The following is a 15,548-nucleotide window of genomic DNA, read 5'->3' on the forward strand; positions in this document are numbered from 1 at the left end:
GTGGCGCGAGGTTCTCAGATGAGCAACGTCACCCTCCTGCGTCACGCGCTTCCGATGAGCCATGACATCAACAAGGCCCTGACAGATATGGACAATGCCATCGCCAAGGCAATTGACGCTGCGAAGGCTGCCGGCCTCCCACAGGGGATTATCGTCGCGGTGCTGCACGGGCAAACCCATTCGCAAACCGCGATTATGGTCGGGTAGGTCTGCCGCGGGTGAGTACGAGATGGCCTCTACATTTGCTTGTATGTGGGATGGTGAACTGATTGACTGTGGTGGCATACTGCCTGCCCAAACAGGACAGGAGGTTTACATGGATTTATTATCAGTCACCCCGGATCAAGTTGACGCTTTACACAATCTGAAGTTCGACGGGGAACGGATCAAAGAGCACGCCAAGAAATTCATCGCCAGGCTTTCGGCTGTTTGCCAAGAGGAGACAGTAAGGGAGCGCTGGGGAGTCAGTTTCATGGTCCAACCGGACGGAACCACAGTGGAGCTTGAGACGCCTTTTGGCGACGCGAAGGCTCAGCTTAGCCTTCTGGTCAACGGTGAGTCAGTAGAAGGCGTATGGGGTGTTCGCCGCAAAGGCTTCAATGAAGAGGGCGAGCCTGTATTTTTGCGGGTAGCTTCGTTCCGGGTATCGAAGAGTGGAACGATTTATCTTGGTGAGACGGACGAGCGGCCAATCAGTTCTCGCACGCAATTCGTAGCCGGTGAAGATTTATCGGCTTATCAAGTGATGGGCGCAATCATCTATCTTCTTGGCGCCCACTAAGAAAGTTGTGCCATATAGCCCCGCCTAGTGCGGGGCTTTTTATTGGGAGAGGAAATGGATAGACCATACCCTCCATCCTCACTTCTTGAGCTGTCCGAGCTTTCCGACTTTGGCATCCGACTGGCCCCAGCTTCCGAAGTGTGGGAATGGCTCCAAGCCGAGATCCTTTCCAACACCGGTAGCATTCACAACGAAGACCATGCCCATCTACTGGATGCAGACATCCGGGTCATGTGGGCATCGTCGAGCTTCGAGAAGCAGGGCAGGACAGTGCTTGGCCAGGCCGAGCAGGTAGCGTTTCGTGCCGGCGGCTGGCAGAAGGCGCGAATGAAGCAGCAGATGTGTGATTGGTTCGGCGAGGTGCCGGCCTTCATCATCACCCTGGCTGCTGACTACTGCGCCCAGTGCAGCGACCTTGAGTTCTGCGCCCTGATCGAGCACGAGCTTTATCACCTGGCTCACGCGACCGACAAGTACGGTCAGCCAGCATTCACCCAAGACGGTGCACCAAAGATCAAGCTGCAGGGCCACGACGTAGAAGAGTTCGTTGGTGTTGTCCGCCGCTACGGTGCGAGCCCTGACGTCCAAGCGTTGGTGGATGCTGCAAACAGTCCTGCTGAGGTGGGGAAATTGAACATTGCGAGGGCCTGCGGAACCTGTCTGCTCAAGCTGGCTTAATCCTTGACAGCCCTTGACGGAAAATGAATCTATGGCAGCCCTGAAAGATGAGGTGAAGGCCTTTATTGTCCAAGCCCTGGCCTGCTTCGATACCCCCAGTCAGGTTTGTCAGGCCGTCAAGGAGCAATACGGCATCGAGGTATCCCGCCAACTGTGTGAGCGATACGACCCAACCAAGTATTCCGGTCGTGACCTCGGGCAGAAGTGGAAGACGTTTTTTGAAGAGTGTCGCAAGCGATTCAGGGAAGAGACAGTAGATATCCCGATAGCCAACCGCGCCTTCCGCCTTCGAGCCATGAACCGCTTCGTGGAGAAGGCTGAGACGATGAAGAACATCGGTTTAGCTATGCAGATCCTCGAACAGGCCGCGAAAGAAACCGGTGACATCTACGTCAACCGGGCCAGGAAGGAAGAGGCGGGCGATGAACCTGTGATCCCGACCCGCATCCAGGTCGATGTGGTGGATGCGAGGAAGCCGAATGCCGAGCCTTAACGTTCCGCAGGCTCAGTTCCTCACGCTGCCTCATAAATTCCGTGCGTTCGTTGCCGGATTCGGCTCAGGCAAGACCTGGGTGGGATGCTCGGTACTGAGCAAACACTTCATGGAGTGGCCCGGCGTCAACGCTGGTTACTTTGCACCGACTTACCCGCAGATCCGGGACATCTTCTATCCGACTATGGATGAGGTGGCTTACGACTGGGGATTGAAGACCAAGATCAACCAGGCGAACCATGAAGTTCACATCTACAGCGGACGGCAGTATCGCGGCACTGTGATTTGCCGGTCGATGGAGAAGCCGCAGACCATCGTGGGTTTCAAGATCGGCCAGGCACTGGTAGATGAGCTGGACGTGATGAGCTTGCTGAAGGCTCAGCAGGCCTGGCGCAAGATCATTGCGCGGATGCGTTACAACTTGCCCGGGCTGAAGAACGGCGTGGACGTAACCACGACGCCGGAAGGCTTCAAGTTCGTCTACCAGCAGTTCGTGAAGCAACTGCGTGACAAACCGGCGCTGAACGGCATTTACGGCCTGGTGCAGGCCAGTACGTTCGATAACGAGCTGAACCTGCCGGATGACTACATCGCATCGTTGATGGAGTCGTATCCGCCGCAATTGATTCAAGCCTATCTCCGTGGGCAGTTCGTCAACCTTACGTCCGGCACGATTTACACGGCCTACGACCGCAAGCTCAACGGGTGCTTCGATACCGTGCAGCCTGGCGAGCCGCTGTTCATTGGGATGGACTTCAACGTCGGTAAGATGGCGGCGATCACTCACGTCAAGCGCGAACAAGGGTTGCCCAGGGCCGTGGATGAGCTGATCGACGGGTATGACACGCCCGACATGATCCGCCGCATCAAGGAGCGCTACTGGCAGCACGACGGCAACGACTTCAAGAAAACGTGCGAGATCAGGATCTACCCGGACGCCTCGGGCGATTCACGCAAGTCCATAAACGCAAGCATCACTGACTTGGCCATGCTCAAGCAGGCTGGGTTCGCGGTCATTGCTCCAGCGGCAAACCCGCCGGTGAAGGACCGAATCAACGCAATGAACGCCGTCTTCTGCAATGCGCAGGGCGAGCGCCGCTACCTGGTCAATCCGTTCACCTGTCCGACCTACGCCGATGGCCTGGAACAGCAGGTGTGGGGCGCGAACGGGGAGCCAGATAAAACCGCCGGCATCGATCACGCGAACGACGCCGGCGGCTACTTCATCCACCGCGAGTACCCGACCATCAAACCGGTCACCGCTATCAAAATGGGATACGCCCGATGAGCAACGACGTCTCCTTCAAGCGGGCGGAATACACGGCAGTGCTGGACCGTTGGGCGACCGTTCGCGACGTCTGCGCGGGCCAGCACCGGGTAGTCGATCGGCTGCCGTACATCAACGCGCACGACAAGTCGCCGGAGAACGAAGACCGGAACCGTGCTTACCGCGAGCGGGCGGTGTTCAAGAACGCCACCGGGCACACCCGTAACGGGCTGTTGGGCCTGGCCTTTCATAAAGACCCGACGCTCACGGTACCGAAGAAGCTGGAATACCTGCAGGACAATGCCAACGGCTCCGGTGTGAGCATCTACCAGCACTCGCAGGGCACGCTGGAGAAGGTGCTTGAAGCTGGCCGCCACGGCCTATACGTCGACTATCACCAGGATGACGGCATTGGCGGTCACTCGGTGATCCTGTCCTATTGCGCCGAAGACATCATCAACTGGCGCACGGGCATGGTGAACGGTCACAGCGTGCTGACGCTGGTGGTGTTGCGCGAGTCTCCGGAGATTCCTGATGGCTTCGGTTACAAGACAGCTGAGCAGTACCGGGAACTGGCGCTTGAGGACGACGGTTTCGTTTGTCGTGTTTGGCGCCGGTCCGGGCCGAAAGGTGGCGGGCCGCTGGCGGTCATCGAAGAGTTCAGGCCGGAAGGCGTCACAGGGCGTCTCAAGGAGATCCCTTTCACCTTCGTCGGCGCGCAGAACAACGACCCAAGCATCGACGAGTCGCCGCTGTATGACATCGCCATGATCAACCTGGGCCATTACCGGAACAGTGCCGATTACGAAGACAGCGTCTTCTGGTGCGGCCAGGCCCAGCCGTGGATCTCTGGCTTGGACGAGCAGTGGCGCGACTGGATGGAGAAGAACGGCGTCTATGTCGGCTCCAGGGCGCCGATGATGCTGCCGTCCGGTGGCCAGTTCGGCTACGCGCAACCATTGCCGAACACTTTGGTCAAGGAGGCTATGGCCGACAAGAATCAGATGATGATCGAACTGGGTGCCCGGATGGTGGTGGCGTCACTGACCGCCAAGACCGCAACGGAGTCCCGCGGCGATCAGTCGGCATCTACTTCGGTTCTGGCCGGCTGCGTGGCAAACGTCAGCGAGGCCTACACCCGGGCGATCATGTGGTGCTGCGCCTACATGGGCATTGCTGACAAGAAGGTCGCCTACCAAGTGAATCAGGAGTTCGTCGAACTCACGGCTGATCCGCAGATGATCACGGCCTTGGTTGGCTTGTGGCAGCAAGGCGGCTTCGCCAAGGCAGACCTTCGGGCCTACCTGCGCAAGCTGGGCCTGATTGCGCCAGAGCGTACAGACCTGCAGATCGACGGCGAATTGCAGGAGCAGGGCGACGGTCTAGGTCTGGACGATGAGGACAAACCAAATGGCCGCAAACCAAGCAATCCTTGACGCCACGATCCGGCACGCGGTCTTCCTCGAAAAGCTCAAGGCGGGGGAGGTGGGCAAGTTTGCACCCTTCCTCAAGGAGATTGACCGATCTATACGGGATCGGCTGACCCAGTCGGACCTGAGCGAGTACAACGTCAAGCGCCTGGAAGCGTTGCTGAAGGAAGTGGATAGCCTGCTGCTGGGCATCCTCGACCGCTACAGCGCGCAACTGAACCTGGACCTGGTGGACATCGCCAACTACGAGGCCGAATTTGAGGCGACAAACCTTGCCAGGTCGGCGCCGGTTGGCGTGTCGCTCGATGTGGTCGCACCAACGGCTGCTGCGATCCGTTCGGCAGTGCTGACGAATCCACTCAGTGTGCGCGGCACAGGCGGCGGGAAGCTGCTGAAGGCCTTCATCAAGGGTTGGACCGGTGCAGAGCGAGAGCGCGTCACCGGCACCATCCGGCAAGGCTTCTTTGAAGGGCAGACGAACTTCCAGATCATCCGCAATATTCGCGGCACCAAGGCTGCCGGCTACAAGGACGGGATACTCGCTACCACCAATCGCAATGCCAGCACCGTCGTGCATACCGCCATTCAGCATGTGTCTGCCCAGGCGCGGATGGAGGTGGCCAAGGCCAACACGGATATCGTCGAAGAAATCCAGATGGTGGCAACGCTAGACAGCAAGACAAGCCAGCAATGCCGCTCGATGGACAAACGTAAGTTTCCAGTGGATTCCGGCCCAAGGCCGCCGTTCCATCCAAACTGCCGCACCACCTTCATCCTGCTGACCAAGCTCAGTGCCATGTTCGCCAAGGGCGCTACCCGTGCCTCAGTAGGTGCCAATGGCGGCCAGCAGGTAAGTGCAGACCTCGATTATTACCACTGGCTCCAGCAGCAGCCGGCTGCGTTCCAGGACGTTGCTATCGGCCCAGTCCGGGCCAAGCTGTTCCGGGAGGGCGGGTTGACGGTGGAGCGCTTCGCCGAACTGCAACTGGACCGCAACTTCTCGCCGCTAACACTGAAACAGATGAAGGGCTTGGAGCCTTTGGCGTTCGAACGCGCCGGAATTTAACCGAACACATTCATTCAGCCGGCCTTGAGCCGGTTTTTTTATGTCCGTCAGGCGGGCAAAACATACCCAAGGGGTGCATCAACGTGGCAGACGAAAACGAAATCGACCTGGAAAACCCGGCAATCAAGGCCGCTATCGCGACTGCCGTTGAAGCATCCGTTTCCGGATTGAAAACCAAGAACTCGGAGCTGCTGGGTAAGCTGAAGGAAACATCCGGCAAGCTGACCCAGTTCGAAACCCAGTTTGAAGGCATCGACATCGACGCAGTCAAAGGCCTGCTCAGTCGTGCTGGCCAGGACGAAGAAACCAAGCTGCTGACCGAGGGCAAGGTGGACGAGGTCTTCAACCGCCGCACTGAGCGCCTGCGCGGTGACTACGACAAGCAGTTGAAGACCATCAGCGAGCGCGCTGAGAAGGCTGAATCTTTCGCTGCCAAGTTCCAGGGCAAAGTCCTGGGCGACTCGGTACGCGGCGCAGCACTTAAGGCCGGCGCGCTGCCGGAAGCAACAGACGACATCATCCTGCGCGCCAAAGGCGTGTTCACCCTCAACGAAGATGGCGATGCGGTCGCCGTTGATGAATCTGGCCAGGTCATCCTCGGTAAAGACGGCAAGACCCCTCTGACTCCGCTCGAATGGGCGGAATCTCTGCGCGAAAGCGCACCTCATCTGTGGCCAAGGGCCTCAGGGACATTTGCCCCGGGCGGGGGTGGCGGCAAGGCTGCATTCAAGCGCTCCGAAATGACCTCCGAGCAGAAGCGTGATTTTCAGCGCAAGCACGGCCAAACCGCATATCTCGCATTGCCCAAGTAAGGGGATTGACCCATGGCTACAACCGTTAACAGCGACCTGATCATCTATAACGATGAGGCGCAAACTGCATACCTAGAGCGTGTCCAGGACAACCTGGATGTGTTCAACGCGTCGTCCAACGGCGCGATGGTGCTGGATAACGAGCTGATCGAAGGCGACTTCCGTAAGCGTGCGCTCTACAAGCTGAACGGCTCGCTGGAACACCGCGACGTCAACTCTGACGGCAAGGTAACTGCCAAGAAGATCTCCGCCGGCGAAGCTGTGGGCGTCAAGGCTCCATGGAAGTACGGTCCGTACCAGACCACCGAAGAGGCATTCAAGCGCCGCGGTCGTCCGGTCGAGGAGTTCTCCCAGATTGTCGGCGCCGACGTCGCTGATGCGACCCTGGAAGGCTTCATCCAGTACGCAACTGCTGGCCTGCGTGCCGCCATTGGCTCCAACGCTGACATGGTGGTTTCGGCCAACATCGAAACCGATGGCAAGAAGACGCTGACTCGCGGTATGCGCAAGTTCGGCGACAAGTTCGGCCGTATTGCTCTGTGGGTCATGCACTCCAGCGCCTACTTCGACATCGTCGACGAAGCCATCACCAACAAGATCTACGAAGAAGCTGGCGTTGTGATCTACGGCGGCCTGCCGGGCACTCTGGGCAAGCCTGTACTGGTGACCGACACCGCGCCGGCGGATGTGATCTTTGGCCTGCTGCCAAACGCCGTAACCATCACCGAGTCGCAGGCCCCGGGCTTCCGTTCCTACGAAGTGAACGACGAAGAAAACCTGAGCATCGGCTACCGCGCGGAAGGCACCGTGAACATCGATGTGCTGGGTTATAGCTGGAAAGCCACCACTGGCGGTTCCAACCCAACCCTTGCTGCCGTCGGCTCGGCTGCCAACTGGGTCAAGCACGCGGGCAGCAACAAGGTCACCGCCGGCGTGATGATCACGCTGACCGCAACGGCTCCTGTTACTGGCGGTTAAGCCTCAAACTCAGCGCGCGGTCAGCAATGGCCGCATTGGAGAAACACATGGAACTGACTTACAGCAACCAACTGAGCGGCTTCGACCCGGAGAAGCGTTACCGCAATCCGGAACACTTCGATAAGCCCGAAGCCGGCGTGACCAGCGTGCTGGTGATTGGCGATTGGCCGAGCGTGGTCAATGCGTACGATGCAGCCGGCATCGATGTGTCGGTGAAGGAAGCCAAGCGGGTGCAGATTGTTGGTGCGGGCAACCAAGCCGAACTGGAAAAGGTGATCGCGGCTTTGCGTGCTGAGCATGGATCGATCCAGATCCTTGTTGACGGCATTGAAGCTGGCGAAATCCATCGTCCAGAGTCCGGCGACCTGGCGTTTCGCTTGTTTGAAGTGCTGGGCGCCATCCATGCTTCGGTTGGTGAGTTGACCACTGAGCGTGACGGCTTGCTGCTGACGATCGATGCGCTGCGCGGTGAGATCGAATCGCTCAAGAAGGGCGCTGCCGCACCTGGTGATGAGGCCGGTGAAATCACGGCGCTCAAAGCAAAGCTCGACGAAGCCAACGTCCAGTACCGGGCCAACGCCTCGAAAGAATCCCTGGAAAAGCTCGTCGCTGAGCTGCCCAAGGAGTAATACTGCTGGTTGTCGGTGATCCGGCGGCCAATCTTCAAACCATCCAGCGAGTTGACGCATGACACTGATCATCGAGGACGGCACCGGCAAGCCAGACGCCGAAAGCTATGCGAGCGCCGATGAGTTGGCCATGTATGCCGTTAAATTCGGCACGGTCATTCCTGAGGGTGTTCCAGCGCAGGAAGCGTTGCTACGCCGGGCCGCCTTGGCGATGGATGGCATGACGTGGAAGGGGCGCAAAAACAGTAGCGAGCAGGGCCTGTCCTGGCCGCGCCGGGAAGTGCTTCTGGATCATGAGATCAAGCCGAACAACTACCTTCCGGCGCGGATCCAGTACGGGCAGATGGCCCTGGCTGCAGAGATTCATCAGGACGATATCGATCCGGTAGAGAAGCGCAAAGGCGCTGTCTTGCTGGATCGTGTTGAAGGGGCTGTAACGCGGCAGTACGCGGCTATCCCGTCCACCAGCAACCGGCTGTTGCCGGCGGCACCGGATCGGCCGAGCGCCACGCAGTTTGCCGACTACCTACAAAAGCGCGGACTGTTCGCTGTCCGGGCTTAGATGAGTCTCGCCTGTTGTTCTAAATAGTCCTGTTTTTGAGCTGATGGAGGTAGCCCGATACCTGAATTGGATTCAAGAAACCCCTCAACGAACTCCTTTACTCCAACCTTGGAGATACGGTTCCTATATTCCTCGTCTGAGCTGTCTCGCCATTTTGCATTCGCATAGTTTCCCAGCGCCCCTCGTGCAATTTTGGCAATAGCTTCGTCTTCCTGCTCTAGTTTCAAATCCTTCATCGCCTCAATCCTTTTAGGTTTGTCTTTGTTAAGTGATAAAGGTATCACCATGACCTTCTACGACGAAATGGCCGTGATGGCTCTGGATATGATCACAGAGTTTGGACAGCCCGTGACCATCAGCAAGACTGAACCGGGCGACTACGACCCGGATATCGGCGGCGAAGCGCCGGGCGTGCCCATAGAGCACATCGCCCAGGGCATCCTGCTCGACTTCACCGGCCAAGAATTTCAAAACAACAGCCTCATCCGGCAGGGCGATAAAAAGCTCAAGATCGCCGCGCAGAGTTTGGCGTGGGTGCCCGGCTTGCTCGACAAGGTCGTCGCCCAGGGCCGCACCTGGTCAATCGTTCCGCCGCTGAAAGAGGTCAACCCGGCCGGCACGCCGATCCTATATGAGCTGCAGGTGCGGTCGTGAGTCGGGCGGGCGCCGGGCAGTCCGGCAGCTTTGCCCTGAGTCTGGCTGAGTTCGCAACCCAGGCCAGCGAAGCCATCGACGCAGGCGTGCGTGAAATCATCATCGAGGTCGGAAGCAGCCTGATCCGCATGTCTCCCGAGGGTAACCCGGAGATCTGGGCGCAGAACGCAGTGGCCACCCAGTACAACAAGGCCGTCGACGATCACAACAGCACGCTGCGCAGTGATCCGGCCAACCTCACGAAGGGTGGCAGGCTGAAGAAGGGCCGTAAGCTCAACGACGGCATGGACGTAAAAGCGCCCGAGGGCTACGTCGGTGGCCGGTTCCGCGCGAACTGGCACATCTCGCTCGGCGTGGTCGAGAACGTCACTTTTGACGAGGTAGACCCGAGCGGAGCCGAAACCACTGCTGCTCTGGTCGCTGCGATGAGTGACTTCACCGTCGGCCAGATGGCCTACATCATCAACAACTTGCCCTATGCCATCCCGCTGGAGTTCGGCCATTCCACCCAGGCCCCTGGCGGCATGGTCCGGGTAACCGTCGCTCGCTTCCAGCAGATCGTGCTGGAGGCCATCAGGAACAACCAGGTATGAGTCACGCAATCATCGCCTCGATCTATGAGGCCAAGTTGATCGCCTGGAATGCTGTCAGGTCGGAGAAGCTTAAGATCGTTTTCGAGAACACGGCCTACACGCCAGCGGCGGGCGAAACCTACCTGCGGGCGTTCACGATCCCAGGCGACACCGCGAGTAACACGCTCGGCGGCGATCACCGGCTGTTCACCGGAGTGTTCCAGGTAAGCATCATCGCGCCGGCGGGCACTGGCAAGACCAAGACGAACCCCATTGCGGTCGAGCTGGTCGGCTTGTTCCCGCTATACGCCAGGGACACGAAGGGCTCGGTCACCGTGGTGACCATGTCGCCAGTCGACCCGGGCCCTGGCATCACCGGTGATTCCACCTACACCATTCCAGTCTCGTTCTTGTACCGAGCCGACACCAATTGAGCGGCTCGCGCTAGAATCGCTCCACGTAAATGGGTAGGTAGGGGCGTCACCATGGATGAAGATACAAAAGCGCGATTACAGTGGCTGGATGAGTCAGCAGATGATCACGCCTGGAACAACCGCGACGAGATTATTGCCAGCGACAAGTGCATCTGCACTGCGTGCGGGGAATGGTCTACGCCGAGTCAAATTACGAAGTGGTATCTGGAAAAGCATGCCTGTTGTCCTTCCTGCGGCCTTACCGGCGTCGTCATTGGTTCCAAATCTGGGCTGCCTCTTGAGGCTTATCAAGACTGCCGTAATCCTGAATAACGTAACCGCCAAATAATTCGCCCATTGGGCAATCCCAAGAACCCGCCATTGAGCGGGTTTTTTCACATCTGCAAAGAGGAAATACCCATGGGCTACAAAATTCCGGACGGCGGCACCTTCCAGCACGGTGCCACCTATGGCCCGGACATCCCGTTTTCGGCACTGAGCAACGCGGCTGAGGCTGTGGCCACTGTAACTGGCGGTACGCTCGCTGCTGGCGACATCGTGATTGTCACCTCTGGCTGGACTCGCCTGGGTAATCGGGTTGTGCGTGTGAAAGCTGCCACTGCCACCGCCATCACCCTCGAAGGCATCGACACCACCGACGTGCAGGTCTACCCGGCTGGCTCCGGCATCGGCTCGCTGAAGAAGGTGCTGACCTGGGTGCAGATTCCGCAAATCACTGACGTGGCTTTCGCCGGTGGCACCCAGAACTATCTGGACGTGGTGTTCCTGGAAGACAAGCAGGGCCGCCAGATGCCAACCGACAAAGCAGCGGCCAGCTTGGCGCTGACCATTGCTGACGACCCGGGCCAGGCGTTCAACGCCATCCTGCGCGCAGCGGATGCCAGCCAGACCATCCAGGCTGCGCGCCTGAACCTGCCGGGCAACGACACGCTGTTCTACGGTGCCTTCACCTCGTTCTCCAACCAGCCGACCGTGTCCCGCAGCAACTTGCTGACCCGCACCGTCAACCTGGCGCTGCAGGGCGAGCCGACCCGTTACCTGACTGCGGTGGCGTAACCCATGGCAAAGATCAGAATCGCCCAAAACCCAACGTTTAAGGCCTTCGTGTCGATTCCGATTGTTGGAGGTGATCCCGAGAAAATCGAGTTCACCTTTAAGTATCGGGATCGCCCTGGGCTTGCCGCTCTGTTTGATGAGTGGAATCTGAAGCGCGATGAAGCTCGGACCGCCTTGGGCGAAAGCCCAACGCTTTCCGAAATCGTTGCTGCTGACACTGAGCAGCAGTCGCAACAGATCAAGGACCTGGTGGTCGGCTGGGGCTTCGATGACAAGTTCGACGACAAGAGCATTCGTGCGCTGGTGACGTCCTGCCAGGGTGCTGCTGAGTCGGTCGTGAATGCCTACCAGAACGCGTTCAATCAGGCCCGGCTGGGAAACTGACGGACGCCGCCCGCGCACTGTACGCGCCGGCGGCACCTATTGAGCTGATGGGCCTGTTCGGGCTTGCCCCGGGCGACCTTGAAGAGGTGGTCGAGGTCTGGCCCTGCAACTGGCCGGCGTTCCTCCTGTTCAATCGCATGTCCACCCAGTGGCGAGCAGGCACCGGCGGCGCTATCGGCCTCGACTACAGCAGCATTCGCGACGTGGCCGGATTCCTCGGCATCAAGAAAAAGAAACTCGCTGAAATCTTCCCTGACCTTCAGGTGCTGGAAGGCGAAGCCCTGCGCGTTATGGCGGAGGAAAGGGAAAACAGCCCGTAACCACGGGCACTTATTCAAGGTGAGTCGATGAACATTGCAGAACTCGGCGTCAAGATCGATTCGGCCGATGCAATCCAGGCAAAAACGAGTCTGGATGAAATGGCGAAGGCCGGCGGCCGGGCCGAGCAGTCCGCCGTTTCCCTGATGAACGAAATGCAGGCGCTGGAGAAATCGCTTTCCACCAGCGCCAAGACCACCCAGGACCTGGCAAAGCAGCGTGACGCCCTCGCCAACCTGACCAAGACCGGCGCCTATGGCGAGGCCGAGGCGGCGAAGATCTCGGCTCAGCTCGATAAGCAGCAGATCGCCTTGGCCAAGTCTGCCCTCGACGAACAGAAGGCTCTGAACAGCCTGCTGGGTGCCATTGACCCAGCTCGCGCTGCACTCGCCAAACTGGACACGCAGGTCGAGCAGCTTGGCAAACACCTGGATGCCGGGCGGATCAGCCAGGACCAATACAACAGCGCTCTGGGCAAGATCGATAAGGATTACGCCAAGCTCGAAAAGACCGCCACCGGTTTCGACAAACTGCGTCTCGGCACCCGCCAGGCTCAGGAAAACGTAGTTCAGCTTGGTAACGCGCTGTCGTCGGGTGATTGGGGCAGCGGCGTTCGCGCAGTAGCTCAGTTGGGTGCCGGAGCTGGTGCCGGCGCTGCCGGCCTACTCGCCATCCTGGCGCCGCTGGCCTTGGCTACCGCAGCCGTGGGCGGCCTGGCATATGCCTACCACAAAGGCAGCGAAGAGCAGGACAGCTACAACAAGTCGCTCATCCTGACCGGCAACTACGCGGGCTTAAGTGCTGGTCAGTTGGGCGATATGGCGCGCCAGGTCAGCGCAACAGTAGGAACAACCGGCCAGGCCGCAGCCGTCCTGGCGTTACTGGCGGATAACGGCAAGATCGCCGGCGAGAGTTTTGCTGGCATTACCCAGGCCGCCGTTTCGATGCAGGAGGCGACCGGTAAAGCCGTCAGCGAGACGGTATCCGAGTTCGTCAAACTTGCTGACGATCCGGTAAAGGCATCCGCAGCGCTGAACGAGCAGTACCATTACCTAACTGCCTCGGTTTACTCCCAAATCGTCGCTCTGGAGAAGCAAGGCGATCACGCCGCAGCGGTAAAGCTCGCAACCGATACTTATGCTGATGCGATAAATGAGCGCACTCCAAAGATTCTGGCGAACCTAAGCCTTTGGGAAAAGGCGTACAACGCAGTCGCGCACGCTGCTGACGGCATCAAAAATATCGGCCGACGCGACATCAATTCGGACATCGAAAGCGCGAAAGCTGACCTTCTTGAAGCGCAGAGCATGGACGGTTTGTTCCAGAACAAGAAGTCCAAGGATGCACTGATAGAGTTCCGGCAGAACCGTCTGAACATGCTGGAGGACGAGAAAGCGGCCCAGGCCGATATCGCTAAGTGGGAGGGTGAGCAGGCCAAGGCCCAGGGCGAAGCACTGTCGTCCATGGCAAAGATTGATGCTCTGACGAAATCATCCTGGACGAATGAGCAGAAACGAGCCGATGCGCTCAAGGACTACAAAAAACAACTCGACGATATCCGCAAGGTAGCGCCGAACGACCCGCGCCTGGCCCAAGCCACGGTCGATAAAAACATTGCCAATATCAACGACAAGTTCAAAGACCCGAAAGTCGCTGGTGCCCAGGTCGATTTGACCAGTTTCAACAACGCCAAAAACGACCTGGCGGCGATCACCGACACCTACAAAAACTACCAGAAGGAACTGGAAGCGGCGCAAAAGGCTGGCCTGCTGTCCGAGGAAGACTATCTGCTGCGGCGCCAGGCGCTGATCGGGAATCAGCTCGACCAGACAACGGCAGCCTACGAAGCAGAGATTGCGGCGCTTGAGGCCGCCAAGGGCAAGAAGTCCACTTCGGCTGCGCAAAGCATCCAGCTGGACCAGAAGATCGCCGACGCGCGCGCAGGGATGGTCAAGGCGCAGAAGGATGCCGACAGCCAGCTTGAGGTGTTGGCGACCAACGAGACTGGGCGACTCGCCAAGCAGGAGCGGGCGATCAGCACATATGTGCAGGCGCTCGGGCAACAACAGCGCGCCCTGGAGCTTGCCGGCCAACGTGCAGTTATCGGCGTTGGGCAGGGCGATCGCCAGAACGCACTCAGCGGTGAGCTGAACAGCCAGCAAGATCGGTTCGCTCAGCAGTTGCTGGAGTTGGCCAACCAGAAGTCCGATCCGTCCCGAAACATGTCGGAGGAAGAGTTCAAGCGCAAGTCGCAGGCGCTCGTAGACGCGAACAAGGCCGCCACCGACCAGATCCGGCAGAACTATGCGGATGTGGAGAATGCTCAGGGCGATTGGACGAAGGGCGCAACGGCAGCCTGGGATAACTACCTGGATTCGGCGCGCAACATCGCCGGGCAAACCAAAAGCCTGTTCGGCAACGCCTTCAGTTCCATGGAGGATTCCATCGTCAGCTTTGCCATGACCGGTAAGGCGTCGTTCTCGGACTTCGCCAAATCGATACTGGCCGACATGGCGCGCATCGCGACCCGCCAAGCCAGCTCCGCATTGCTGGGCAGTCTGGTGGGCGCGGCGGCAAGCTACCTCGGAGGTAGTGCTGCTGGCGGCGGCAATGGGCTGGCTGCTGGGTCTGCTGGCGCCACATCGTCAAACCTCGGCGCCTCTTCGGCCGGCTACTCCAACACCTACTTCCCGCAAGCCAAGGGCGGCGTGTGGTCGGGCGGTGTGCAGATGTTCGCCGACGGCGGTGCATTCACTAACTCCATCGTCAGCAAACCTACGGCGTTTGGCATGGCCAATGGCAAGACCGGCGTCATGGGTGAAGCTGGTGAGGAGGCGATCATGCCGCTGACCCGGACGTCGAGTGGCAAGCTTGGGGTTATGGCAATGGGCGGCGGCGGGGCTGGCGGAACGCAGATCAATGTCGAGGTACATATCGACGGCGACGGAAACGCATCATCAACCGCTGACGCGCCTGGCTATGACCTCTTCGGCAAGGAGCTGGCGACGTTCGTTGAGCAGAAGTATCAGGAGCTGCGGAGTAGGGACATGCGCCAGGGTGGCGTGATCAACAACGCAATCAAGGGGCGATGATGGCTATCGAACGATTCACCTGGGCGATAGAGAAGGGCGCTGAGGGCGATATTGCCCAGCGCGTCCGCTCCAAGCAGTTCGGCGATGGATACGAACAGTCGGTAGAGGACGGCCTCAACAACCGGTCGCAATCCTGGCCGGTGACCTTCACCGGTTTGAAGGGGCGCATCAAGGACATCATGGCGTTCCTAGACCGGCACAAAGGGGCGAAGGGCTTCCTCTGGGAGCCGCCCCTCGGTGAGCTGGGGCTCTATAAGTGCAACGGTTACAAGCCAGTCCACCGCGGCGGCCAGGTCTACGCAATCACCGCGACTTTCCAGCAAACCTTTCATCCCTGAGATA

At 59.1% G+C, this 15,548-nt stretch carries 21 protein-coding genes; 20 read left to right on the plus strand and 1 reads right to left on the minus strand.

Annotated elements, in window-relative coordinates:
• Positions 1 to 18 precede the first annotated feature (18 nt).
• The 11 genes from AB4O08_RS24440 to AB4O08_RS24490 all read left to right on the plus strand — a co-directional run bounded on the left by AB4O08_RS24440 (position 19) and on the right by AB4O08_RS24490 (position 8,696).
• Positions 19 to 207, plus strand: coding sequence for a hypothetical protein (locus AB4O08_RS24440; RefSeq protein WP_368945271.1), 189 nt, complete (start codon positions 19 to 21; stop codon positions 205 to 207).
• 109 nt (positions 208 to 316) lie between these two features.
• Positions 317 to 781 carry a hypothetical protein gene (locus AB4O08_RS24445; RefSeq protein WP_068931898.1) on the plus strand — a complete coding sequence of 155 codons (465 nt, stop codon included), beginning with the start codon at positions 317 to 319 and terminating at the stop codon, positions 779 to 781.
• Positions 782 to 835: 54 nt separating this feature from the next.
• A complete protein-coding gene (locus tag AB4O08_RS24450) occupies positions 836 to 1,459 on the plus strand; it encodes a putative metallopeptidase (protein ID WP_368945273.1) in 624 nt (207 codons plus the stop codon).
• A gap of 31 nt (positions 1,460 to 1,490) precedes the next feature.
• Positions 1,491 to 1,952 carry a DUF2280 domain-containing protein gene (locus tag AB4O08_RS24455; RefSeq protein ID WP_034135924.1) on the plus strand — a complete coding sequence of 154 codons (462 nt, stop codon included), beginning with the start codon at positions 1,491 to 1,493 and terminating at the stop codon, positions 1,950 to 1,952.
• Positions 1,939 to 3,240: a terminase large subunit domain-containing protein gene (locus AB4O08_RS24460; RefSeq protein WP_460114421.1), complete on the plus strand. Its 1,302-nt coding sequence runs from the start codon at positions 1,939 to 1,941 to the stop codon at positions 3,238 to 3,240. Before AB4O08_RS24455 ends, AB4O08_RS24460 begins: the two co-directional genes overlap by 14 nt.
• The gene (locus tag AB4O08_RS24465) at positions 3,237 to 4,655 is read left to right on the plus strand and encodes a DUF4055 domain-containing protein (RefSeq protein ID WP_236320606.1); all 1,419 of its coding nucleotides are present in this window, start codon (positions 3,237 to 3,239) and stop codon (positions 4,653 to 4,655) included. The genes AB4O08_RS24460 and AB4O08_RS24465 overlap by 4 nt, the downstream gene beginning before the upstream one ends.
• Positions 4,630 to 5,715, plus strand: a complete 1,086-nt coding sequence (locus AB4O08_RS24470) for a minor capsid protein (protein ID WP_236320608.1) — start codon at positions 4,630 to 4,632, stop codon at positions 5,713 to 5,715. The genes AB4O08_RS24465 and AB4O08_RS24470 overlap by 26 nt, the downstream gene beginning before the upstream one ends.
• A gap of 83 nt (positions 5,716 to 5,798) precedes the next feature.
• Positions 5,799 to 6,527: a hypothetical protein gene (locus AB4O08_RS24475; protein WP_032880693.1), complete on the plus strand. Its 729-nt coding sequence runs from the start codon at positions 5,799 to 5,801 to the stop codon at positions 6,525 to 6,527.
• Positions 6,528 to 6,539: 12 nt separating this feature from the next.
• On the plus strand, positions 6,540 to 7,505 hold the full coding sequence (locus AB4O08_RS24480) for a major capsid protein (protein WP_068936722.1): 966 nt from the start codon (positions 6,540 to 6,542) through the stop codon (positions 7,503 to 7,505).
• Positions 7,506 to 7,552: 47 nt separating this feature from the next.
• Complete coding sequence (locus tag AB4O08_RS24485) at positions 7,553 to 8,134, plus strand: hypothetical protein (RefSeq protein WP_460114422.1); 582 nt, start codon at positions 7,553 to 7,555, stop codon at positions 8,132 to 8,134.
• Between the two features lie 58 nt (positions 8,135 to 8,192).
• The gene (locus AB4O08_RS24490; RefSeq protein ID WP_460114423.1) at positions 8,193 to 8,696 is read left to right on the plus strand and encodes a DnaT-like ssDNA-binding protein; all 504 of its coding nucleotides are present in this window, start codon (positions 8,193 to 8,195) and stop codon (positions 8,694 to 8,696) included.
• On the opposite strand, the gene AB4O08_RS24495 is transcribed toward AB4O08_RS24490, so the two are convergent.
• Positions 8,693 to 8,932, minus strand: coding sequence for a hypothetical protein (locus AB4O08_RS24495; protein ID WP_426160479.1), 240 nt, complete (start codon positions 8,930 to 8,932; stop codon positions 8,693 to 8,695). The genes AB4O08_RS24490 and AB4O08_RS24495 overlap by 4 nt on opposite strands.
• Positions 8,933 to 8,981: 49 nt before the next feature.
• Here AB4O08_RS24495 and AB4O08_RS24500 point away from each other — a divergent pair, with 49 nt between their 5' ends.
• From AB4O08_RS24500 to AB4O08_RS24540, 9 genes are all read left to right on the plus strand, one after another.
• Positions 8,982 to 9,350, plus strand: a complete 369-nt coding sequence (locus AB4O08_RS24500; RefSeq protein ID WP_460114424.1) for a hypothetical protein — start codon at positions 8,982 to 8,984, stop codon at positions 9,348 to 9,350.
• The gene (locus tag AB4O08_RS24505) at positions 9,347 to 9,943 is read left to right on the plus strand and encodes a hypothetical protein (protein ID WP_460114425.1); all 597 of its coding nucleotides are present in this window, start codon (positions 9,347 to 9,349) and stop codon (positions 9,941 to 9,943) included. The genes AB4O08_RS24500 and AB4O08_RS24505 overlap by 4 nt, the downstream gene beginning before the upstream one ends.
• Positions 9,940 to 10,356 carry a phage tail terminator-like protein gene (locus AB4O08_RS24510; protein ID WP_460114426.1) on the plus strand — a complete coding sequence of 139 codons (417 nt, stop codon included), beginning with the start codon at positions 9,940 to 9,942 and terminating at the stop codon, positions 10,354 to 10,356. Before AB4O08_RS24505 ends, AB4O08_RS24510 begins: the two co-directional genes overlap by 4 nt.
• Positions 10,357 to 10,407: 51 nt before the next feature.
• Positions 10,408 to 10,668: a hypothetical protein gene (locus tag AB4O08_RS24515; protein ID WP_460114427.1), complete on the plus strand. Its 261-nt coding sequence runs from the start codon at positions 10,408 to 10,410 to the stop codon at positions 10,666 to 10,668.
• Between the two features lie 87 nt (positions 10,669 to 10,755).
• The gene (locus tag AB4O08_RS24520; protein WP_003218364.1) at positions 10,756 to 11,412 is read left to right on the plus strand and encodes a phage tail protein; all 657 of its coding nucleotides are present in this window, start codon (positions 10,756 to 10,758) and stop codon (positions 11,410 to 11,412) included.
• A 3-nt stretch (positions 11,413 to 11,415) separates the two neighbouring features.
• Complete coding sequence (locus tag AB4O08_RS24525; protein WP_460114428.1) at positions 11,416 to 11,796, plus strand: phage tail assembly chaperone; 381 nt, start codon at positions 11,416 to 11,418, stop codon at positions 11,794 to 11,796.
• A gap of 47 nt (positions 11,797 to 11,843) precedes the next feature.
• On the plus strand, positions 11,844 to 12,116 hold the full coding sequence (locus AB4O08_RS24530) for a DUF1799 domain-containing protein (protein WP_460114429.1): 273 nt from the start codon (positions 11,844 to 11,846) through the stop codon (positions 12,114 to 12,116).
• Between the two features lie 27 nt (positions 12,117 to 12,143).
• Entirely contained in the window at positions 12,144 to 15,206 is a 3,063-nt protein-coding gene (locus AB4O08_RS24535; protein WP_460114430.1) for a phage tail tape measure protein, read from the plus strand.
• A complete protein-coding gene (locus tag AB4O08_RS24540) occupies positions 15,206 to 15,544 on the plus strand; it encodes a phage tail protein (RefSeq protein WP_457266461.1) in 339 nt (112 codons plus the stop codon). The genes AB4O08_RS24535 and AB4O08_RS24540 overlap by 1 nt, the downstream gene beginning before the upstream one ends.
• Positions 15,545 to 15,548: the final 4 nt, after the last annotated feature.

It is taken from the genome of Pseudomonas sp. H3_E07, assembly GCF_054668895.1.